Origin of the sequence: Corallococcus sp. AB038B, assembly GCF_003668955.1 — a bacterium.
Classification (GTDB): Bacteria; Myxococcota; Myxococcia; order Myxococcales; family Myxococcaceae; genus Corallococcus; species Corallococcus exiguus.
Genome location: NZ_RAWO01000009.1, coordinates 37235 through 58718 on the forward strand (window position 1 = coordinate 37235; position 21484 = coordinate 58718).

Here is a 21484-nt window from a genome sequence, read left to right on the forward strand (position 1 = left end):
CCGTTAAGGAAGTCCCTTGGATGTCCCCGCGACGTTGAACCGGGCCCGGCGGCCAGCGCGCGTGGGGATGTTGAATCCTCACATCCATCAGGAGAATCACATGTCACGGCTCATGCCGGCATGGAGGCACGCGTGTCTGCTCGTCGCAGGCACGCTCGTCGTTACCGGCTGCGGAAGTGAAGGCGCGTCGTCCGACGCGGCTGTCATCCGGAGTCAGGGTTCCGCCCTTCAGCAGGGCGCGGACCTGGTCATCACCGAGGTGAAGACGCCGCCCGACGCGCGGCTGAACGCGTCCTTCGTCGCGGACGTGCGCGTCTGCAACAGGGGGACGGTCTCCTCGCCCCCGGCGGAGGCGGCGATCGTCATCTCCACACAGGCCACCCTGAACGCGCCAACCTCCGGCCCCATCCCGCCAACGCAGGCGCGCGTGGGACAGTCGCTGGTGCCGTCGCTCAACGCGGGCCACTGCGTGCTCATCCGCACGCAGGCGTCCGCGCAGCGGCCTCCCGACGCCTTCACGCCCGGACAGCCGCTGTACGTGGGCGCCATCGTGGACCCTTCCGCGTCCATCCCGGAGCTGCGGGAGGACAACAACACGCACGTCGCGGGACGGATGGGCGTGGGTGACGGTCCCGACCTGGTGGTCACCGACGTGACGGGGCCCACCAGCTTCCAGCAGGGCTTCACGAGCCCCCTGTCCGTGACGGTGTGCAACGTCGGCTCGGAGCGGGCGCCGGAGGTGAGCGGGGACGTGCTCCTGTCCACCCTGCCCACGATGCCGCCGCAGGGGCAGACGCCGGCCCCGGAGAGCGCGCTCACGATCACCCCCTACGTCCACACGCAGGGGCTGGACGCCGGTCGGTGCGTCACGCTGTCCAGGGCGGGCTCCGCGATCGCGCCCACCTCCTGGCAGCCGAACACGCCGCTGTACCTGGGCGCGCGCGTGGAGGAGCCGCGGTTCGTCCCGGAGCTGCGGACGGACAACAACACCTTCGTGAAGGGACGGGTGGGCCTGGGCAACGGCCCGGACCTGGTGGTCAGGTCGCTGAAGGCGGCGGCCAACGTCGCACCGGGGATGCACTTCCCTGTCGAGGCGACGGTCTGCAACGTGGGAACGGCCGACACCGGCCCCTCCGCCCAGTTGCAGCTGGCGCTCACCACGGAGAGCGCCGTGGTCTTCCCGTCGCAGTCCGGGCCCCTCGACTCACGGACCCAGGTCCCCGTGGGGGGCACGAACGTGCCGGCCCTCTCCGCCGGCCAGTGCAAGACGCTGACGGTGGACGCCATCGCCTCCCGGCCCCAGGAGGCAGGGCCGTACCAGGCGCTGGCCCTGGGCGCGGTCATCGACGCGAACCGGACCGTGCCGGAGCTGCGTGAGGACAACAACGTCTTCACCCAGGGCCTGGTGGGCATGGGCTTCGACGCGGACCTCGTCATCACGGACGTGAAGGCTCCCGCGAACCTGCGCGACGGCCAGCCGTTCACCGCGAGCTACACGGTCTGCAACGTGGGCCTCAGCCCCGCGTCCTCCACCGGCGTGTCGATGTACCTCTCCGTGGACGCGACGCCGCCCGCGGTGGCCCCCTGGCAGTCCCAGGGCCCCCTCCCCGGGTACGCGCCCCTGGGCCGGTCCTCCATCAACACGGAGCTGACGCCGGGCCAGTGCACCACGCAGAGCGGGACGTTCCATGCCATGCGCCCCATGGAGCTGGGGCCCCTGCCCCTGTCCTCCACGCTGAACCTGAGCGCGGTGGTGGACGGCCCGCCTGACGCGCGCACGGACAACAACGGCTTCGCCGTGGGTCCCGTGGGCGTGGGCAACGGGCCGGACCTGGTCGTCACCGAGCTCCAGGGTCCTGCCAGCGCGCGGCCCAACGAGTCGTTCACCAGCAGCGTGCGCGTCTGCAACGTGGGTACGCAGCCGTCGCCCGGGACCTCGCAGGTGGCCGTCTACCTGGGCACGGGCAACACGCTGCCGGCGCCCCTGGCGCAGAGCGGCTCGCCGTCGTCTCCCGACGGCACCGTGGCGCTCGTGGGCACGGTGAGCGTGCCGTCCCTGGGTGAAGGGGCCTGCGTCACGCAGAGCCTCACCGGACCGGCGGCGCGGCCGGCGCAGGCCACGCCGTTGCAGCCGCTGTACCTGGGCGCCGTCGTCGACCCGGGGGCGACCCTGCAGGAGCTGCGCGAGGACAACAACACGTTCGTCGCGGGCCTGATGGGCGTGGGGCACGGCGCGGACCTGGTGGTCACCGGGCTGACGTTCCCGGACACCGTCGCGCCGATGGAGTCGTTCACCGCCACCGCGCGCCTCTGCAACACGGGCACGGAAGGCTCGTCCCTGACCCCGGTGATGTTCGTGGTGTCCGCGGAGGCGAACGGGACGATGCCCGCGCCGGGTACGCTGTTCCCTTCGATGGACCAGTACCTGGCGGGTCAGCTGAACGCTCCGTCGCTTCAGGCCGGCCAGTGCCAGGACGCGCCGGTGACGCTGCACGCGAACCGGCCGTGGAGTGCGCCCGTGGACGCGCCGCTGTACCTGAGCGCCGTCGTGGATCCGTTCCAGAACCAGCTGGAGCTGCGCCGGGACAACAACGTGTCCCCGGGGCGGAGGCTGGGCGTGGGCACCGGGCCGGACCTGATCATCACGTCGCTGACGGGTCCCGCGAGCGCTTTCGGTCCGCTCGACCTGGGCGTCACCGTCTGCAACCTGGGCTCCCAGGCCGTGCCTGCGCCCCGGGTGACCCTGCACCTGCTGACGAAGCCCTCGCTGACGCTGCCGGCCCCGAACATGCCCGTCCCACTGGAGGAGCTGCTGGGTGAAGCCACCCTTCCGCCCGTGGCGGCGCACGCCTGCGTCACGCAGACGGTGAACGCGTTCATCTCCGGAGCCGGCATCGGGATACCGGGCACGCAGACGTTCTTCCTGGGCGCCAGCGTGGACCGCGCCCAGGATCTGCCGGAGGTGCGCGAGGACAACAACACGTTCGTCGGTCCGCGCATCGGCGTGGGGTTCGCCGCGGACGTCGTCATCACCGCCATGGGCGGGCCGGCTCAGGTCCAGCCGTGGGCGGCGATGCAGGTGCCCGTCACCGTCTGCAACCAGGGCACGATGCTCGCGCCGCCTCACTCGGTGGACCTGCTGCTCTCCACGGTGGCCACACTGCCGGCATCCGCCGTCCAGGGTGAGCCCATCGAGTCGCCCACCCTGTCTCGGCTGGGCTCCGTGCAGGTGCCGCCGCTGGCTGCCGGTGAGTGCGTCTCGGTGGAGGGATCCGTCAACGCCGTCCCTCCGCAGGCGGCACAGCCGGGCGCGGCCCTCTACCTGGGGGCCTCCGCGAGGCTTTACGACTCCGAGCTGCGCAAGGACAACAATGGCTTCGTGCGCGGCACCCTCGTGGTGAGCAACACGCCGTAACCGCGCTTCACGGCACGCAGGACACGCGGGAGCCGGCCGGGGTCTTCATGAACCCGGCCGGCGTTTGCCTTTCCAGGCCACGCATCCAACACGCTGGGTTTGAAGCACATTGGCTTTTCGTATGTCAGGGCATCCCTTTAGTGTCGTCATCGCACCAGACCTGGCCCAGCGGCCGGCGTCTGGTTGATTGAACATTCCCCCAAGGAGAACACATGCAACGGCTCTCGCCGTCATGGAGACACGCGTGTCTGCTCATTACTGGCACGCTCGTCATCACCGGCTGCGGAAGTGAAGGCGCGTCTACCCACGCGCCCTCCGCCCGCGGTCAAAGCCATTCACTGGACCACGGCTCGGACCTGATCATCACCGAGCTTCGCGCCCCTGACAGCGTTCGGGACGGGAATGACTTCACCGCCACCGTGAAGGTCTGCAACCAGGGCTCCGCGGCCGCGTACCCCCAGGGCAGCGGCACGTTCCTGCAGCTGTACCTGTCCACGACCCCCACCCAGCAGGTGCCTGACCCCAACGCTCCGCCCCCGACCCAGCAGATCACCGTGGGCCAGAAGGACGTGGGCCCGCTGGAGCCCCTCCAGTGCGTCACGCGCACCGTGACCGCCAACGCGATGCCGCCTCCGGGGCAGCCCGGCACCGCCTTCTATCTGGGCGCCAGCATCGACACGGGGCAGTCCGTGACGGAGCTGGATGAGACGAACAACGGCTTCGTCCGCGGCCTGATGGGCGTGGGCCTGGGCCCGGACCTCGTGGTGTCCGAAGTGCACATGCCCGCGAGCGTCCGGCCGGGAACGGCCCTCCTCGCCGACGTGCGCGTCTGCAACGTGGGCACGGAGGAGTCGCCCCATTCCGAGGCGGAGCTCTACATCTCCACGCTGGACACCCTGAGCCTTCCCACACCGGGCGCGCCGGTGGATGTTCAGGCGCCGATGGGCATCGTCCCCGTGCCGCCGCTGGAGGCGGGCCGCTGCTTCACGGTCCGGACGCAGGCGTTCCCGCAGAGTCCCCCGGCGGCCACCCAGCCCGGGCAGCCGCTGTACGTGGGCGCCATCATCGACCCGCGGCAGCAGCGCCCCGAACTGCGCGAGGACAACAACACGCGCGTCGCGGGCCGGCTGAGCGTGGGCGACAAGGCCGACCTGGTGGTCACCGACATGACGGGGCCCACGAACATCGGCCCGGGGCACTCGTTCTCCGGCTCCGTGACGGTGTGCAACGTGGGCACGGACCGGGCCATGGATGTACGCGCGGACGTGCTGCTGTCCACGGAGTCCCCGCTGCCTGCTTCGCAGCAGCCCGGCGCCCTGACGGAGTCCTTCGTCGGACAGGCGCAGGCGCCGGGGTTGGATGCGGGACGGTGCGTCACGCTGCCGGTGTTCGGCGTCACGTACCCGCCCCCGGCCTTCCAGCATGGCGGTCCGCTGTACCTGGGCGCGCGCGTGGACGGACTGCTGTACGTCCCGGAGCTGCGTGACGACAACAACACCTTCACGAAGGGCACCGTGCGCGAGGGCTATCGCCCCGACCTGGTGGTGCGGTCGCTGAAGGGCCCCACCCACCTCCCGGATTCCTATTCGTTCCCCGTCGAGGCGCAGGTCTGCAACGTGGGCACGGCCAACCTGTCTGGCTACGCCCACCTGGAGCTCTTCCTCTCCACGGAAGCCTCGGTGACGCTCGCGCCGTTGTACGGGCCCTACCCCACGCAGACCCAGGCCCCGGTGGGCGGAGCGGACGTGACCTACCTCCCCGCCGGCCAGTGCCAGACGGTGCAGGTGAACGCCTACCGCAACCTGCCCATGGAGGCGCAGCCGGGTCAGCCCCTGTACCTGGGCGCGGCCATCGACACGGTCCATAACGTCCAGGAGATGGACGAGGACAACAACACGTTCATCCAGGGACTGGTGGGCACGGGACCGGACGCGGACGTGGTGATCACCGACGTACGCGCCCCCGCGGACCTCCAGGACGGCCAGCCCTTCAGCGCGACCTATACGGTCTGCAACCAGGGCACGGCCCCCGTGTATAGCTACGGGGTCTCGCTGTTCCTCTCCACGGAGACCGCGCCGCCCGTGTCGCGGCCGTATCCGGCGCCCCCCGTGTTCGCGGAGCTCCCGCGGGCCTACGCCTTCCAGGGCCGCGCCCAGGCCTACGCGATGCTGGCGGCCGGGCAGTGCACGACCCAGCGCTCCACGTTCCAGGCCTCGCGTCCGGTGGACTCGATGCTCTCGCCGTTCGAGCGGCCCCTGAACCTGAGCGCGGTCGTGGACATGCAGCAGTTCGAGCCGCGCGTGGACAACAACGGCTTCGCCGCGGGCATCGTTGGCGTGGGCAACGGGCCGGACCTCGTCATCACCGAGCTGCAGGGGCCCGCCAGCGTGCGGCCCGGGGAGACCTTCACCAGCAAGGTGAAGGTCTGCAACGTGGGCACGGGGCCGCTGAGCGGCGGCTCGCGCGTGGCGGTCTACTTGAGCGTGGACGACACGCTGCCGGCGCCGGATCCGCTGGCGTTCCCGCCCATGCCCATGGGCGGCCAGAGGTTCGTGGGTGACGCGTCCCTGCCGTCGCTGGGCGCGGGAGCCTGCACCACGCGGCAGATCTCCGGGTGGGCGGATGCGCCGCCCGACGCGGTTCCGTTCCGCCCGCTGTACCTGGGGGCCGTCGTCAACCGGGAGGCGATGCCGCAGGAGCTGCGCTGGGACAACAACACCCGCGTGGCGGGCGCCATTGGCGTGGGCAACGGGCCGGACCTGGTGGTCACCGCGGTGACGGCCCCCTCCACCGTCGCGCCATGGGAGCCGTTCGCCGCCACCGTGCGCGTCTGCAACGTGGGCACCGATTCCGTGAGCTCCACCGAGGTGGCGCTCGTCGTGTCCACGGAGGAGACCTGGAACCTGCCTCCGCCGGGCTCACCGCCGCCGTCCCCCAACGATCCCAACCAGTTCATGGCGGGGTACCTGAACGTCGCGCCGCTCGATGCCGGACAGTGCGTGAGCGCCATGGGGATGGTGTCCGTCGACCGGCCCTCGGGAGCGTCGCCGCAGCAGCCCCTGTACCTGAGCGCCGTCGTGGATCCGTTCCAGGGCCGGACGGAGCTGCTCGAGGACAACAACGTCTTCGTGAAGGGGCGCCTGGGCGTGGGGTCGGGGGCCGACCTGATCATCACCGCGCTGACGGCGCCCGCCAGCATCCGGTACGGCCAGTCCTTCACCGCCACCGTCACCGTCTGCAACCAGGGCTCCCTGGCCTCGTGGGACAGCCTGCCGGTGACGCTGCAACTGCTGTCCCATCCCCAGCTGTCCCTGCCTCCGCAGGGCGGCGCGCACCAGGTGCCCCTGGATGAGTTCCTGGGCGAGTTCTTCATTCCCCAACTGGCCGGGCACACCTGCCTCACCCTGCCGGTGACCGGCAACTTCTACGGGTACACGAGCTCGGAGCCGCTCACGTACTACGTGGGGGCCACCGTGGACCGGTACTGGAGCACGTCGGAGGTGCGCAAGGACAACAACACGTTCGTCGGGCCGCGCGTCGGCGTGGGGAACGCGCCGGACCTCGTCATCACCGCGATGGGCGGGCCGGAGAACCTCGAGCCTTATGGACAGGCGCAGCTCCCCGTCACCGTCTGCAACCAGGGCACTCAGCCCTCTTCCACCCAGACGGTGGAGTTCTTCCTCTCCACGTCGTCCACGCCGCCGGAGCTGACCTTCCCCGGTGGAGATCCGGCCTCCAGCGTGTCCCTGGCGGGAGCGGTGGAGATTCCGTCCCTGCCCGAGAACGCGTGCGTCACGCGGGAAGGCACCCTCCACGCCAATCCGCCCGCTGCGGATCCGGAAGAGTCCCTCTTCGTGGGGGCCTTCATTCGCGCATGGTCTCCCAACGACGAGCTGCGCACGGACAACAACGCCTTCGTGCGGGGCCGCATCGGCGTGGGGTTCGGGCCGGACCTGGTCGTCACGGAAGTCGTCGCGCCGTTCGCCGTGCGCGGGGGTGAGATGTTCAGCACCACCGTGACGGTCTGCAACCAGGGCACGCAGCCCTCGGGGTGGAACAGCCAGGTGGAGCTCCTCCTCTCCACCCAGCCCACCCTGGCGTTCCCGGACGAGATGCCGTCCTCCTCCACCCAGGTGACCCTGGGCGCGCTGGACGTGGACAATCTGGAGGCGGGGAGCTGCACGACGCGCCAGCTCTTCACCACCGCGAACACGCTGCCCGGCTACCAGGGCTCCGGGCTGTTCTACCTGGGCGCGCTGGTGGACGCTCAGCGGTGGGTGACGGAGCTGCGCGAGGACAACAACGCCTTCGTCGAGAACTTCCTCGCGGTGCTGCCGTAGCCGCATTCCGCCGCACGTAGGACACGCGGGCGTCGGCCGGGGTCTTCACGAGCCCCGGGCGGCGCCCGCCGCCGTTTCACATGAACCTCAGCGGGTGGCGCTCCACTCGCGGAACCACGCCACCAGCCGGGCCACGCCCGCGTCCACGGACACGCGCGGCCTGAAGCCCGTCTCCGCCTCCAGCCGCGAGGTGTCCGCCCACGTGGAGACCATCTCCGCGGGCACCGAGGGCACGGACGTCACGCGGGCCTTCGTACCCCAGTGCCGCTCCAGCAGGCCCACGAAGTCCCCCAGCGCCACCGGCTCGCCGTGGCCCACGTTGAGCAGCCGGTGCGGCGGGCTCCCCGTCGGAGGGCGGTCCAACACGCGCAGCACGGCCTCCGCCACGTCGTCCACGAAGGTGAAGTCGCGCCGCATCCGCCCGTCGCCGTGCAGCCGCAGGGGCTCACCCTTCGCCAGCGCGCGCAGGAAGAGCAGCGGCGCCATGTCCGGACGTCCCCACGGCCCGTACACCGTGAAGAAGCGCAGGCCGCTCGTGGGCAGCCGGTGCAGGTGGCTGTACGCGTGCGCCATCAACTCGTTGGCGCGCTTGGTGGCGCCGTAGAGGTTGAGCGGTTGATCCACAGGCGCGTCCTCGCGGAACGGAGCGGGCGTGGCCGCGCCGTACACGGAGCTGGAGGACGCGTAGACCAGGTGCTGGACGCGCGCCTCGCGGCAGGCCTCCAGCACGCGCACGAAGCCCGTCACGTTGGTGTCCGAGTACGCCGGAGCCTCCGCGTCCGGGGCCCGCACGCCCACCCGAGCGGCCAGGTGCACCACGCCCTCCGGACGCGCGGCCGTGAACGCTTCGCCCAGCCGGGCCGCGTCGGTGATGTCCCCGGACAGAAAGGTAAAGCCACGCGCACCGGACAGCCGCTGGAGGCGTGCGCGCCGCAGCGCCACGTCCCCAGGGGCCGCGTCCAGCGCGTCCAGCCCCACCACCGTGTCGCCTCGGGAGAGGAGCCGCTCGCAGACGTGGGCGCCGATGAAGCCCGCCGCGCCCGTCACCAGGACCCGCATGCCCCCCTCGTCACGCGCGAAGGAAGGACGACCGCCGTCACGGCACCACCTGCACCGCGTCGATGACGGCCCGGCGCAGGAACGAGTTCCAGTCCGTCGCGGACTGGTAGGCGCTCACCACAGGCTGCGAACGGAACGTGTCCGTCCAGAGCACCTGGCCGGTGGGGTCCACCATGCCCAGCCGCAGCACCACGTCCACCCGGCCCAGCACCGTCGCGCCGGATACGTCCAGCCAGTCCAGGATGACCACCACCGCGGCCTCGGCCTTGTTCTGCTGGACGAAGGAGGACACCTCGTCCGTGAGCGGCACCGGGGCCTGGGACTGGCGCGTGGCCACGACCTCGAAGCCGCGCGAGAGGAGCTCCGCCTCCGTCTGGCGGGCCAGCACCGTGCGCGGGTTGCTCTCTCCGATGATGTCCTGGCGGAACGTGCCCGTGGGCAGCACGTCCACGCGCGAGCCCGCCACTACCACCACCTTGCGGATGCTCCCCTCCGGGCGCACCTGCCGTGCGGCGCAGGCCGGAAGGACGAGGGACACGAGCAGCAGCGGGAGGAGTCGTGCGGGGCGCATGCCATCACGCTAGGCCACAAGCGGCGGGGCCTCCACCCCGACCGCACCCGCCCGCCCCTCAATCGAACAACCCCTGCAGGTAGAAGTCCCCGTCCCGCCCGTCCCGGTACACCCAGGCGGGCCCCAGCCCCTCGAAGTGCACGCGGTAGTAGTCCCTCTGGTACGGGGTGTCCGTCCACCATTCGCCACCCAGTCGCTCCGGCCCCGCCATCGCCGTCACCCGGTGCCGCCGTCCCGAGATCCGCGCCGCCAGCATCTCCCCGGACGCCGTCACCTCCGCGTCCAGCCGGGCCGGCTGGGCCAGCAGCCGCGACGGCCGCTCCCGGGCGGCCCCCGCCTCGCGCCAGACGGTGATGGGCGCGGCGGACTCCGGCGCCGGAGCCAGTGGGCCCGACGGGGACAGCAGGCCGCGCCGCGCCTCTGGAGGATGGAAGGCGCGGGGCGTATGCGCGGACTCCGGCCGGTGCACGGCCTCCAGGGACGCGGCGAACAGCGCCCCCTCGCCCAGCGTCGTCGCCAGCCGCGACAGCACGCCCTCCAGGGCCGCGTCCCCCTCCGGCGCATCTCCCAGCGCCAGCTGCTGACCCAGGTCCTCGTCGTGCGCGTCCACCCGCACGGAGACCTCCGCCACCGGCCGCTCCAGCCGCAATTCACCCAGCCGGTGCCGAGCCAGGTCCAACAGCAGCTTCGCTTGCGCCGTGGGCCGCGCCAGCAGGAGCGGCACCTGGGCCTCGCCGGTGGGGTCCAGGCGCAGCACGAAGGTGAGCCGCACCGCCGCCCGCTGCCGCCCGGACAGCCGCGCGCCCAGCCTGTCGAGCAGCGTCTTGAGCGCGAACTGCACGGGTTCGAAGGTGTCCGCGGGCGCGTCCAACACCACCCGATCCTCCAGCGCCTCCTCCAACGGATCCGGCGTGAAGGGCGTGTCGTCCACGCCCCGGCACCGCGCATGGACCCGGGCCGCACCGGCGCCTCCTCGCGCCGTCACCGCCCCGGCCGGCAGCGCCGCCACCTCTCCCAACGTGGATAGCCCCAGGACGGAGAAGGCCTTCGCCGCCGAGTCCTCCAGCGCTCCCAGCGGCAGGGGCGCCAACGCCCGAGCGCCCTGCCCCTCCGACACCACCGCCACCCGCTGGGAGCCATACCGCGCCAGCACTCGCGAGGTGAACGCCTCCGACGCCACCGTCACGTGCGCCCGGTAGCCCTGCTCGCCGCAGACCTCCAGCACGCGCGCGCCCAACTCCCTTTCGCCGCCCACCAGGTGCGCCGCGCTCGCGTCGAACCACAGCCCGTCCGGCGAGTCGCGTTGGAAGCCAGGACACAGGCCGAGCAGCGACTCCCCCAGCGAGGCCAGCGCCTGGGCCTCGTCCTTCAACCGGTACGGGAAGTTCCGCAGCTCGGGCTCCAACGCGGTGGCCGCCGTCAGCGTCATCCCCGTCCGCACGCCAGCCTTCAGCGCGCGCGTGGAGGCGAAGGCTACCCGGCGCTGGCCGCGCACCTCTTCCACCAGCACCAGCGGCTGGCCCGCGAGCGCGGGCGACTCAATGACCTTTCGCTGTACCGGGAAGCGCGTGACGTGCAGGTAGCCCCTCCGCATGGCCCACCCTCTTTCCTGTCAGCGGCCGGCCGGGGACAGCGCGCCACCCAGCGAAGGCATGGGCGCGTCCCGGCCGGGGCGCTGACCCAGGATGCCCATGCCGTTGCGCACGCGGTCGGCGGGGTCCCGGTAGAAGTCCGGTCCCGCGTCCCCAGACGCTTCCACGTCCGCGTCTAGCAGCCGCGCCCCGGCATCCAGCCCCACCTCCGGGTAGAGCTCCCGCCAGGGGCTCACGACGCGTGTCCCCACGCCCCCTCCACGGCTGCGCTCCAACTCCACGGACCAGCCCTGGACGCCCCGGGCCTCCAGCCGCAGCCGCGCGAGCCCGTCCGCGGGCGCCTCCGGCGACGTCAGCAGCAACACCAGCGTCCCGCCCCGCGCCGCCGCGTCCGCGAGCTTGCGCGCCTCCGTCAGGGCCAGCCGCTCCGGACGGCCCGGAGCGCCCACGCCGAGCGTCAGATCCACCACCACCGCCGTGAAGGCACCACTGCGCGCCAGCTGCACGGCGGCCCACACCCGCTGCGCGAAGGCCTGGGGCCGCACGACGAGCAGCCGCTCCAGGTCCACGCCCAGCGCCGCCGCCGCGGGGGGATAGAGCTCCTTCGGACCATCCACCCACGCGCACAAGCGCAGCTCCCGGTGCGCGGCCGCCACCGCTCGCAACGCCAGGCTGGTGCGTCCCGACGCCGCCTCGCCGCACAGCTCCACGGAGTGCCCCAACGGCAGGCCACCTTGAGGCAGCAGCGCGTCCACCGCGTCCACGCCCGTGCGCAGCACCGACAGCGCGCGACGGGGCGCCGCCTGCAACTGGCGGATCCGTTCGCGCAGCTCCTCCACCACCGCCAACCCCGACCGTTCGATCGCCGCGCCCATGTGGCCTCCTCGCCTCGCGCACCGCGCGCATGGGGCCAGTATCCGAAGCCTTCTGACACCCAAACAGGCTGCATTCCGAGTGCATCGGACCTGTCGCGTCGGGTGCTCCACTCGACGGAAGGAGGCGGATCCGCGCGCATTCTTTTTTTGGCACCGGACATGACAGGTCACGTGCGGACCCACGAAAAAGGGCCCCGCGTCCTTCGCGGGGCCCTTCGGGTGATGCGCGGCGGATCAGCCCCGGGCTATCCGGCGCACAGCACCTTCACCTCCACCTTCGTGTCGCCCACGCGCCGGAGGCACGGCCCCAGGAAGAAGATGCGCGCGGAGCGGTCGCCACTGGGGGGCTCGTAGCGGAAGTCGCCGTTGCCCGCCGTGCACGTCTGCACGGATCCATCCGCGCGCGTGACGTTCACCACCGCGAGCCGCGGATCCGGCAGGTTCACCACGGCCACGCTCTGCGCCACCGTGGCCAGGTCCGCGATGTCCAGCAGCGTCTGCTGGTAGCTCGTCCTGCAAATGGAATCCAGGTTCGCCCGGGTCGCGTCGAACGCCTTCGCCATGTCGCTCTGCCGGTAGCCGGGCCCGTAGGACGTCGGGCAGTCGACGTTGCGCACGTAGGTGGTGCCGCTCGTCGTGTCCACGATCAGCTCCGCGCGCTTGTCCGTCACCGCCACCGGCCCGATGGTCGCCCACAGCACCTCACGCGACACGCCCTGGCTGTCACGCAGGCTCTGGAAGGCCTGGTAGTACTCCGACACCGGCGTCAGCTTGTCCCCCTGCTCCGTGCACGAGTCCACGGCCCGGTCCTCGCCCAGCGCCACCGGGGGCGGCCGCTGGGTGGAGCTGCAGTCCTCCTCGTCGGACACCACCACCACCAGCAGGCGGGCGTCGTCCCGCAGGAAGCCCCCGTTGCCCCCTTCCGCCAGGGGCTGGGTGGCCAGGGGCGAAGCGACCGCCAGCCGCACCGCCTCGAAGGGCGCTTCTTGGCCGCTGCCAGAGGTTCCCTGGTCCACCAGCCGCTGGAACTTGGGCAGCAGCAGCGGATCCGACCCCTCGATGAAGCGCTCGGCGGTGGGCTGGTTCGACTCGTCCCTCACCGGCCGCAGCCGGCCTTCCTGATCCGGGAAGGAGCGGATGACGTCCGCCCCGTCCGCGAAGCGCTGGCGTTGGTACACGGAGGTGGTGATGACCCCCACGCGGAAGTCCTGGGACACACCGTTGCCCTCCTTCAGCGCGGCCAGGAAGGCGGGCAGTTCCGTCGCGATTCCCTGCTGCTCCTCGCTCATGGATCCGGAGTTGTCGATGACGAAGAGGATGTCCGTCTTCTGGGGGGCCACCAACGGAGGGGTCGCCTCGCAGGCGTCCGGGACCGTGGAGCCATCGTCATCCACGGGGGAGTGGCATCCGAGCGCCAGGAGCGCGGACAGCGACATCAGGTGGGCGCAGGTGTGGAGCTTCACATCGTCCTCCAGTGCGGGGACGCGCGCTCGCGCACCGCATCAGGCGTGAGAGGGGGCAAGCATGCCCCACCCCTTCACCGGACGCGAGACTTCTGGGCCGTTACATAGAGGAGAGTCGTACAGCCGACGAGGCACGGAAATAACGCACATCGCGTTTGCCATGTCCCGTTTGGTTGTTACGTTGGTTCATCCGCCGCAGAAAACAACCGGATGGTTCACCGGCCCGGCCGCTTGCTGACCGGGTTCAAGCAAGGAAGAGGCCGAACTCCCATGTCTGACGAGAAGAAGAAGGGCACCGCGGCCAGCGCCATGCCCACCGCGATGGCCCCTCCGGGGCTCATCAACAAGGAAGACATTCCGCAGGTGCTGCCCATCCTGCCGCTGCGCAACAGTGTCTTCTTCCCTGGCGGCGTGCTGCCCCTGGCCGTCGGCCGCCAGAAGACGATTGCGCTGATCAAGGACGCCGTCCGTGACGACCAGGTCATCGGCGTCGTGACGCAGCGCCGCGCCGAGGAAGAGGATCCGGGCGCGTCCGACCTGTACACGATGGGCACCGTCGCCCGCATCGTGAAGCTCTTGAAGATGGGCGAGGACAACTACTCGCTCGTGGTCCAGGGCCTCGCGCGCTTCCGCGTGATGGAGCTGGTCCAGGAAGCCCCCTACCTGAAGGCCCGCGTCGACGCGGTCGAGGACAAGACCTCCTCCGAGAACGTCGAGGTCGAGGCCCTGGGCATCAACCTGAAGAAGCTGGCGCGCGAGGTCATCGAGCTGATGCCCGAGCTGCCCGCCGCCGCCACGGAGCTGGTGGAGAGCATCACGCATCCGGGCCACCTGGCGGACCTCATCGCCGCCAACGTGGACGTGCCCATCGAGGAGAAGCAGGCCGTGCTGGAGACGGTCGACCTCAAGGCACGCATGAAGCTCGTCCTGGAGCTGCTCAACCGCAAGCGCGAGATCCTCAAGCTCTCCAACAAGATCGACTCCGCCGTGAAGGGCGAGATGTCGAAGACCCAGCGCGAGTACTACCTGCGCCAGCAGCTCAAGGCGATCAAGGAAGAGCTCGGCGAGATGGGCGAAGAGGAAGAGGAGCTGGACGAGCTCCAGGAGCGCCTGAAGAAGGCCGCCCTGCCCCCCGAGGTGGAGAAGGTCGCCCAGAAGGAGCTCAACCGCCTGAAGACGATTCCGGCGGCCTCCAGCGAGTACACCGTCGCGCGCACCTACCTGGACTGGATCGCGGACCTGCCGTGGTCGAAGATCAGCGAGGACAACCTCGACATCGAGAACGCGCGCCAGCAGCTGGACAAGGATCACTTCGGCATCAAGAAGGTGAAGAAGCGCATCCTGGAGTACCTGGCCGTCCGCAAGCTGAAGAACGACATGCGCGGGCCCATCCTGTGCCTCGTCGGTCCCCCGGGCGTCGGCAAGACGTCGCTGGGCCAGAGCGTGGCCAAGGCCACGGGCCGCAAGTTCGTGCGCCTGTCGCTGGGCGGCGTGCGTGACGAGGCCGAAATCCGTGGCCACCGCCGCACGTACGTGGGCGCGCTGCCGGGCCGCTTCATCCAGAGCATGAAGAAGGCCGGGACGAAGAACCCGGTCATGATGCTGGACGAAATCGACAAGCTGGGCGCGGACTTCCGCGGCGACCCGAGCGCGGCGCTGCTGGAGGTGCTGGACCCGGAGCAGAACAGCACGTTCAGCGACCACTACCTGGACGTGGCGTTCGACCTGTCGAAGGTCATGTTCGTCGCCACGGCGAACCAGCTGGATCCCATCCCCGGGCCGCTCCGCGACCGCATGGAGATCATCGAGCTGACGGGCTACACGTTCGAGGAGAAGCAGGCCATCGCCCGCATCCACCTCGTGCCGAAGCAGCTCAAGGAGCACGGCCTCAACGGGGACCACATCGAGGTGCAGGACGAGGCGCTGCTCATCCTGACCACGTCGTACACCCGCGAGGCGGGCGTGCGTAACCTGGAGCGCCGCATCGCGGACATCTGCCGCGCGGTGGCGGTGGAAGTGGCCGGCGGCAAGATGGAGAAGCAGACCATCGGCGCGGAGCGGGTGAAGGAGATCCTCGGGCCCGAGATGTTCTACTCGGAGGTCGCGGAGCGCACGGAGGTTCCCGGTGTGGCGACGGGCCTCGCGTGGACCGCGGCGGGCGGCGATCTGCTCTTCATCGAAGCGACCAAGATGGCGGGCAAGGGTGGCATGACCCTGACCGGCCAGCTGGGCGACGTGATGAAGGAGTCCGCCACGGCGGCTCTGAGCTACCTGCGCAGCAAGGCGGAGGCGCTGGGCATCCCGTCCAACTTCCTGGAGAAGACGGACCTGCACCTGCACTTCCCCGCGGGCTCCATCCCCAAGGATGGTCCTTCGGCCGGCGTCACCATCCTGACCGCGCTCACCAGCCTGCTGACGGGCATCCGGGTGCGGCACGACACGGCGATGACGGGCGAGGCCACGCTGCGTGGCCTGGTGCTGCCGGTGGGCGGCATCAAGGAGAAGGTCCTGGCGGCGCACCGCGCGGGCATCAAGCGCGTCATCCTGCCGGAGCGTTGCCGCAAGGACCTGATCGACGTGCCGGATCAGGCCAAGAACGAGCTGGAGTTCATCTTCGCCACGAAGATGGACGAGGTCCTCAACGCCGCGCTGGAGACGTCTCCGTTCAAGGAGGGCGCCGCGATCGCCGCGCCCACCACGGACACGCCCCCGGCGGAAGTCCGGGCGTAAGACCCTGAAGTGAAGCAGTGACGCGGGCAGGTTCCCTTCATCGGGGACCTGCCCGTCGTCTTTGCGGGGCCGCCCTGCCCTGCTTCGCTTCAATGCGGGTGCAGGATGAGCGGCAGCGTGGCGGGCCCGCGCACCACCAGCGTCCTGTGCCACGTCATGGGCTCCGGGGCGGCCTGCAGGTGGCGGAAGGCGTCCAGCAGGGCCTCCAGCGCGAGGCGGCCCTCCATGCGCGCCAGCTGCGCGCCCAGGCAGAAGTGGACGCCGTGGCCGAAGGGCAGGTTCTGCGGGCCGGGGCGGGACAGGTTGAAGCGGTCCGCGTCCGGGAAGTGCGCCTCGTCGTGCGCGGCAGAGCCCAGGAGTACGAGCACCGGAGCGCCCTTGGGCAGGCGCACCCCGCCCAGCTCCACCGCCTCCGTGGTGAGGCGCGGCGCGGCCTGGGCGGGCGGTTCGTAGCGCAGCACCTCGTCGATGAACGCGGGGATGCGCGAGCGGTCCGAGCGCAGCTGGGCCCAGATCTCCGGGTGCTCCCTCAGCACGACGAGCGACGCACCCAGCAGGTGCACCACCGTCTCGATTCCGCCCACCAGCAGGAGCGCCATGAAGGCGATGAGCTCGTCCTTCGACAGGGCCTCGCCGTCCACGCGGGCCTGTTGCAGCTCGCTGACCAGGTCCGTGCCGGGCGCGCGGGCGCGGGCGTCCAGCACCTCGCCGAAGTACTGGCGCAGCTCCGCCACCGCGTCGCGGGCCTTCTGCTTGCGGTCCTCTTCGTCCGGCCGGACGGTGGTGACGCCACCCGTGATCAGATCCGCCCACTGCTTCAGGCGCGTGGTGCGCGCGGGGTCCAGGCCCAGCAGCTCGCTGATGACGGCGGCAGGAATCCGCAGCGCGTACGGCGGCATCAGGTCCACCGGCACTCCGCGAGGCAGCTCCGCCACCGCCTGCCGGCAGATGTCGCGCACGCGGGGCTCCAGCCGGGCCATGGCGACGGCGCCGAACGCCTTCTGCACCAGCACCCGCAGGCGGCCTTGTTGGGGCGGGTCCATGGTGAGCATGGACTCGGAGAAGGGATTGCCGCCCAGCCATGGCGGGTTGGTGGCCACGCGGAAGCCCTGCGAGGAGAAGCGCTGGGGGTCCTTGAGGACGCGCAGCACGTCTTCATGGCGCGACACGGCCCACATGCCACCGGGCTCCACCTGACACACGGGGGCCTCGTGGCGCATGCGGGCGTAGGTGGGATAGGGGTTGGCCTTCACTTCCGGCGACAAGAGGTTGAAGCGCTCGCTCATGCTGGGCATACGCAAGCTGCGAACGTCTCTGGCAACACACGCGAAGGAGCGGACCCATGAAGTACGCCAACCTGGGACACACCGGCCTGCGGGTCTCCCGCATCTGCCTGGGCTGCATGAGCTACGGCACTCCGAAGTGGCGCCCGTGGGTGCTGGACGAAGAGGCGGCGCAGCCCTTCTTCCGCCGCGCGGTGGAGCTGGGCGTCACCTTCTTCGACACCGCGAACATGTACTCGGACGGAGTCAGTGAAGAGGTGACGGGCCGCGCGCTGCGCAAGTACGCGAAGCTGGACGAGGTGGTGCTGGCCACGAAGGTCTACTTCCCCACGGGTAGCGGCCAGAACGAGCGCGGCCTGTCGCGCAAAGCCATCACGCAAGCGTGCGAGGCGAGCCTCAAGCGGCTGGGCGTGGACACCATCGACCTCTACCAAATCCACCGGATGGATCCGAACACGCCCATCGAGGAGACGCTGGCCGCGTTGGATCAGCTCGTGCGCCAGGGGAAGGTGCGCTACCTGGGCGCGAGCTCCGCGTACGCGTGGCAGTTCATGCGCGCGCTCAGCGTGTCCGAGCGCAACGGCTGGGCGCGCTTCGTGTCCATGCAGAACCACTACAACCTGGTCTACCGCGAGGAGGAGCGGGAGATGCTGCCCCTCTGCGAGGCGGAAGGCGTGGGCGTCATCCCGTGGTCTCCGCTGGCGCGAGGGCTGCTCGCGGGTTCACGCAAATCGCTGGACGACAAGGAGGCCACGACGCGCGCGGGCTCCGACACGCTGTCGCCCATCCTCTACAACCAGCCCGGAGACTGGGACGTGGTGGAGGCGGTGAAGCAGGTGGCGGAAGCGCGCAAGGCCCCGCCCGCGCAGGTGGCCCTGGCGTGGCTGTTGTCCAAGCCCGTCGTCACCGCGCCCATCATCGGCGCGACGAAGCCCGAGCACCTGGAGGACGCGGTGAAGGCCGTGAGCCTCAAGCTCGCGCCGGAAGAAGTGAAGGCGTTGGAGGCTCCCTACAAGCCGCACGCGGTGCGCGGCCTGTAGGCGGTGCCAGGGGTGGACGCGCTTCAGCGCTCCTTCACGAGCGCGTCCACCTTCTTCTCCAGCGGCTTCACGTCCTCGAAGAACGAATCCATGGAGTGCGCCGGAGCCACGCGCAGCACCGGCGGCAGGAGCGAGCGGGGGAACTCCAGCTCCTCGCTGAAGGGCTCATTGCCCAGCACCTCCGACGCGTTCGTGAGGATCAGCACGCCCACCGACGCGATGATGAGCCCGCGAACCACCCGCTTGCCGCTCCAGCGCGTCACGTAGCGCAGGTGCCAGTAGAGCCCCCACCCCACCAGTCCCAACACGGCCAGCATGCGCCCGAAGGCCAGCCACGAGCCCAGCGAGAAGCTGAAGCTCACGAGCGCGAACAGGGGCGGTAGAAGCGAGAAGCCCAGCAGCACCAGGGCGGCGATGGTGGTGTGCACGCGGAAGTGGAAGCGCTTGCGCGCGATGCGGCTCGCCAGCGACCAGCCCCCGGCCCACAGGAGCGCCAGTCCCAGGGGCACCACCGCGGACATCAGCAGATCGCCCCAGTCCGTCTTCCGGAACTGGGTCACCCGCTCGGAGATGAAGGACGTCACGACCAGCGCCTGCAGCGTGAACGCGAAGGCCCGAGGCCGCTCGATCAGGCGCTCGCTGGGGGCTTCGGGGGCTTCGTTGACGACCGTGTCCTCCACCACGAAGGAGCGGGGCCGGAAGCGCAGCACCGTGTCCCCCACGGACACGCGCGCGTCCGGGGTGATGACCAGCTCCTTCAGCGGCGCCCACGGCTCCACGCTGAAGGTGCCGTTGACGCTGCCCACGTCATGCAGCACCACCGCGCCGTCCTCGCGCCGCTCCAGGCGCAGGTGTTCGGCGGAGACCTTCGGGTCGTCCAGGATGATGTCGTTGGCGTAGCCACGCCCCACCGTCACCGGCAGCGTGTCCAGCCGGTGACGGGACTGGACGGCGTCCCCTTCCAGCACCTCCAGGAAGATCACTTCGCCCATGACAGGCCCTCCAGGTAGCGGCGCGCCAGCTTGCGAGCGTTCTCCGCGGAGAAACCGCCCAGCGTGAGGCTGGTGTCCACGCCGTGCGTGGATGCGTTCAGCGTGGCCGCGCGCAGCACCAGGTCATAGAGGCCCGGGAAGCGGCGGTAGGCGCGCATGCAGATGGCGGCGCGCACAGTGAGGCCGTTCACGTCCACGAACTCCGACTTGCAGCGGAAGTTGGTGACGTCCTCGCGCGTGGCGGCCACCGCGTCCGGGTCCTGAGAGAAGAGCGTGCTGTAGAGCGCGGAGAAGCGCATCGCGCCCAGCTTCTGGCTTTCCACGTGCTGGTGCAGGTAGGCCACTACGCCCGTGCGGTGGCTGGAGGACAGGAAGATGTCCTCCTCGGAGGAGCACTGGTAGCTCGTCACCGTGTAGGGCGTCTCCGGATCATGTGGCGTGTCGCCCCAGCACTTGAGGAACGGGCTCCAGCGGCCGGGGACGCGGTACTCCCCCAGCGACTGCTTCGGCAGGTCCGTGGCCATCAGCCGATCGGTGATGCGCTGCTGGTTGGCCAGCAACTGGTCCTTCACGGACGTCATCAGCGCGGCCGGATCCGGAGGCGCTTCCTGCTCCAGCGCCCGGTCGAGCAGCGCGCGCGCGCGGGCCACCGGCACCAGGAAGCCCACCTGGTTGCCCATGGTGGCCACGTTGACGCCCACGACGCCGCCCTCGCCGCTGAGCGTAGGCCCGCCGCTCATGCCGGGGTTGATGGCGCCGGTGAAGTGGACGCGCTCGTAGAGGGCGTCGCGCACCAGGCCGTTGTAGGTGCCCTCCACGATGGTGGTGCCCAGGTCGCGCGGGTTGCCCATGGCGAACAGGCGCGTGCCCTGCGGCGGTTCGTGTTCCTCCAGCTTGAAGTAGTCGCTGACGGGCGTGTCCACCTGGATGGCGGCCAGGTCGCTCGACACGTCCACCGCGAGCAGGCGCACCGGCACCGTCGCGTCGCCGCGGTCCAGCTCCGCAGTGTAGTCCTCCGGGTGGAGCACCAGGTCGGAGACGACATGGTAGTTCGTGAGGGCGTGGCCCTTCGCGCTCACGAAGAACGCGGAGCCGATGGAGGACTTCGTCCCGGAGCGGCGCTCGATGATGCGCACCTGCGAGACGCGGCCCTGGATGCGGCGGAACAGCTCGTGCGTGGCCGGAGGCAACGAGGCCACCGGCAAGGGCGGCACCACCACGTCCGCGACGCCAGCGTCGGGCGCTGGAAGGGCCGGCGGGGCTGGAGACGCCGAGGGCGCCGGAGGAGCCACGGGCCCCTGCGCGAGCACGGCGACAAGAAGAAGGGAGAACATGGGCGGCGGCACCGTATCCCACCGCGAGCCCCACCGGGGGACGCCTTGGCCCTCCTGTCAGCCCGCGCTACGAAGTGGCCGGACCCTCTCCCTGCCGGCGGCGGCGCCAGGCCGCGTACGACACCAACAGGGCCCCGGCCAGGGTGCCCGCCAGCGCCCCCGCGAGCCGCCGGGAGACGACGCCCGTCACGGGGGCCTCCATGCGGAAGGTCTCCAGCGAGGCGCGCACCCCAGGGGCAAGGGCGTCCCAGCGGGCGGCGGGCGCGCTGACCGTCACCACGGCGTGGCGGCCTTCGGAGGCCAGCCCCGTCACCAGCACCGTGCGCACCTGCCCTGCTTCACGCAGCGTCCCCAGCACCTCCACCCGGGGCACGGGCCCGCCCACGCGGTCCACCCGCTCCGGCGTCAGCGCCACGCCCAGCTCCCGTTGGAAGTGCTGGACCACGGCGGTGGAGAAGGAGTCGCGCTCGGAAGGACTGGCGGAGAAGCCTCCGTCCACCACGGCGATGAGGAACGTGGCCGCGTCCGGGCCCTCTCCGTCCGACAGCGCCGCGGACAGGGCGCGCGTGCGCACGCCGTCCTCCGACACCGCGCCCACCTGCGAGCCGGTGTAGCGCTCCCAGCGTGCCATCCGGAACGTGTCCGGAGGCCGGAAGCTGTAGCCATCCCGCCGCAGCTCCGTGCCGAGCGAACCGGACAGCGACAACCACACACCGGTGAGGACGGGCAGGAGCACGGGCCCCGAGGATAACCCCGAAGCCCGCGCCACGCCCGCTCCCCTGCCCCGCCG

Annotated in this window: 13 protein-coding genes; 4 read left to right on the forward strand and 9 right to left on the reverse strand. The window is 70.8% G+C overall.

Features of this window, described 5'->3' with window-relative positions; translation table 11 throughout:
- Positions 1 to 100 precede the first annotated feature (100 nt).
- Both D7Y04_RS29015 and D7Y04_RS29020 read left to right on the forward strand, forming a co-directional pair.
- Positions 101 to 3415, forward strand: a complete 3315-nt coding sequence (locus D7Y04_RS29015) for a CARDB domain-containing protein (protein ID WP_158627605.1) — start codon at positions 101 to 103, stop codon at positions 3413 to 3415.
- Between the two features lie 212 nt (positions 3416 to 3627).
- Complete coding sequence (locus D7Y04_RS29020; RefSeq protein ID WP_121761389.1) at positions 3628 to 7755, forward strand: CARDB domain-containing protein; 4128 nt, start codon at positions 3628 to 3630, stop codon at positions 7753 to 7755.
- 87 nt (positions 7756 to 7842) lie between these two features.
- On the opposite strand, the gene D7Y04_RS29025 is transcribed toward D7Y04_RS29020, so the two are convergent.
- The 5 genes from D7Y04_RS29025 to D7Y04_RS29045 all read right to left on the reverse strand — a co-directional run bounded on the left by D7Y04_RS29025 (position 7843) and on the right by D7Y04_RS29045 (position 13315).
- A complete protein-coding gene (locus D7Y04_RS29025) occupies positions 7843 to 8814 on the reverse strand; it encodes an NAD-dependent epimerase/dehydratase family protein (RefSeq protein ID WP_121761390.1) in 972 nt (323 codons plus the stop codon).
- Positions 8815 to 8851: 37 nt separating this feature from the next.
- Positions 8852 to 9385 (reverse strand): hypothetical protein, encoded by a 534-nt coding sequence (locus D7Y04_RS29030; protein WP_120579563.1) that lies wholly within the window; start codon positions 9383 to 9385, stop codon positions 8852 to 8854.
- 58 nt (positions 9386 to 9443) lie between these two features.
- Entirely contained in the window at positions 9444 to 10979 is a 1536-nt protein-coding gene (locus tag D7Y04_RS29035; RefSeq protein ID WP_121761391.1) for a DNA polymerase Y family protein, read from the reverse strand.
- A gap of 18 nt (positions 10980 to 10997) precedes the next feature.
- Entirely contained in the window at positions 10998 to 11852 is an 855-nt protein-coding gene (locus D7Y04_RS29040) for an ImuA family protein (RefSeq protein ID WP_121761392.1), read from the reverse strand.
- 245 nt (positions 11853 to 12097) lie between these two features.
- Entirely contained in the window at positions 12098 to 13315 is a 1218-nt protein-coding gene (locus tag D7Y04_RS29045) for a VWA domain-containing protein (RefSeq protein WP_121761393.1), read from the reverse strand.
- 270 nt (positions 13316 to 13585) lie between these two features.
- Here D7Y04_RS29045 and lon point away from each other — a divergent pair, with 270 nt between their 5' ends.
- The gene (gene lon, locus D7Y04_RS29050; RefSeq protein WP_121761394.1) at positions 13586 to 16045 is read left to right on the forward strand and encodes an endopeptidase La; all 2460 of its coding nucleotides are present in this window, start codon (positions 13586 to 13588) and stop codon (positions 16043 to 16045) included.
- Between the two features lie 89 nt (positions 16046 to 16134).
- On the opposite strand, the gene D7Y04_RS29055 is transcribed toward lon, so the two are convergent.
- On the reverse strand, positions 16135 to 17331 hold the full coding sequence (locus tag D7Y04_RS29055; protein ID WP_121761532.1) for a cytochrome P450: 1197 nt from the start codon (positions 17329 to 17331) through the stop codon (positions 16135 to 16137).
- A 56-nt stretch (positions 17332 to 17387) separates the two neighbouring features.
- On the opposite strand from D7Y04_RS29055, the gene D7Y04_RS29060 reads away from it, so the two are divergent.
- Positions 17388 to 18368, forward strand: coding sequence for an aldo/keto reductase (locus tag D7Y04_RS29060; RefSeq protein ID WP_120575385.1), 981 nt, complete (start codon positions 17388 to 17390; stop codon positions 18366 to 18368).
- A gap of 23 nt (positions 18369 to 18391) precedes the next feature.
- Here the strand turns inward: D7Y04_RS29060 and D7Y04_RS29065 are convergent, their stop codons facing one another.
- From D7Y04_RS29065 to D7Y04_RS29075, 3 genes are all read right to left on the reverse strand, one after another.
- Positions 18392 to 19360: an FHA domain-containing protein gene (locus D7Y04_RS29065; RefSeq protein WP_120593867.1), complete on the reverse strand. Its 969-nt coding sequence runs from the start codon at positions 19358 to 19360 to the stop codon at positions 18392 to 18394.
- Positions 19348 to 20694 (reverse strand): serine protease, encoded by a 1347-nt coding sequence (locus D7Y04_RS29070; RefSeq protein WP_121761395.1) that lies wholly within the window; start codon positions 20692 to 20694, stop codon positions 19348 to 19350. The genes D7Y04_RS29065 and D7Y04_RS29070 overlap by 13 nt, the downstream gene beginning before the upstream one ends.
- Positions 20695 to 20761: 67 nt before the next feature.
- Entirely contained in the window at positions 20762 to 21430 is a 669-nt protein-coding gene (locus tag D7Y04_RS29075; protein ID WP_121761396.1) for a hypothetical protein, read from the reverse strand.
- Positions 21431 to 21484 lie beyond the last annotated feature (54 nt).

Excerpts from the sequence above, each read along its gene's own strand:
- lon (WP_121761394.1), top strand. The coding sequence starts at position 13,586 with ATGTCTGACGAGAAGAAGAAGGGCACCGCGGCCAGCGCCATGCCCACC.
- D7Y04_RS29030 (WP_120579563.1), bottom strand. The coding sequence starts at position 9,385 with ATGCGCCCCGCACGACTCCTCCCGCTGCTGCTCGTGTCCCTCGTCCTT.
- D7Y04_RS29055 (WP_121761532.1), bottom strand. The coding sequence starts at position 17,331 with ATGAGCGAGCGCTTCAACCTCTTGTCGCCGGAAGTGAAGGCCAACCCC.
- D7Y04_RS29025 (WP_121761390.1), bottom strand. The coding sequence starts at position 8,814 with ATGCGGGTCCTGGTGACGGGCGCGGCGGGCTTCATCGGCGCCCACGTC.
- D7Y04_RS29035 (WP_121761391.1), bottom strand. The coding sequence starts at position 10,979 with ATGCGGAGGGGCTACCTGCACGTCACGCGCTTCCCGGTACAGCGAAAG.
- D7Y04_RS29015 (WP_158627605.1), top strand. The coding sequence starts at position 101 with ATGTCACGGCTCATGCCGGCATGGAGGCACGCGTGTCTGCTCGTCGCA.
- D7Y04_RS29060 (WP_120575385.1), top strand. The coding sequence starts at position 17,388 with ATGAAGTACGCCAACCTGGGACACACCGGCCTGCGGGTCTCCCGCATC.
- D7Y04_RS29065 (WP_120593867.1), bottom strand. The coding sequence starts at position 19,360 with ATGGGCGAAGTGATCTTCCTGGAGGTGCTGGAAGGGGACGCCGTCCAG.
- D7Y04_RS29020 (WP_121761389.1), top strand. The coding sequence starts at position 3,628 with ATGCAACGGCTCTCGCCGTCATGGAGACACGCGTGTCTGCTCATTACT.
- D7Y04_RS29040 (WP_121761392.1), bottom strand. The coding sequence starts at position 11,852 with ATGGGCGCGGCGATCGAACGGTCGGGGTTGGCGGTGGTGGAGGAGCTG.
- D7Y04_RS29070 (WP_121761395.1), bottom strand. The coding sequence starts at position 20,694 with ATGTTCTCCCTTCTTCTTGTCGCCGTGCTCGCGCAGGGGCCCGTGGCT.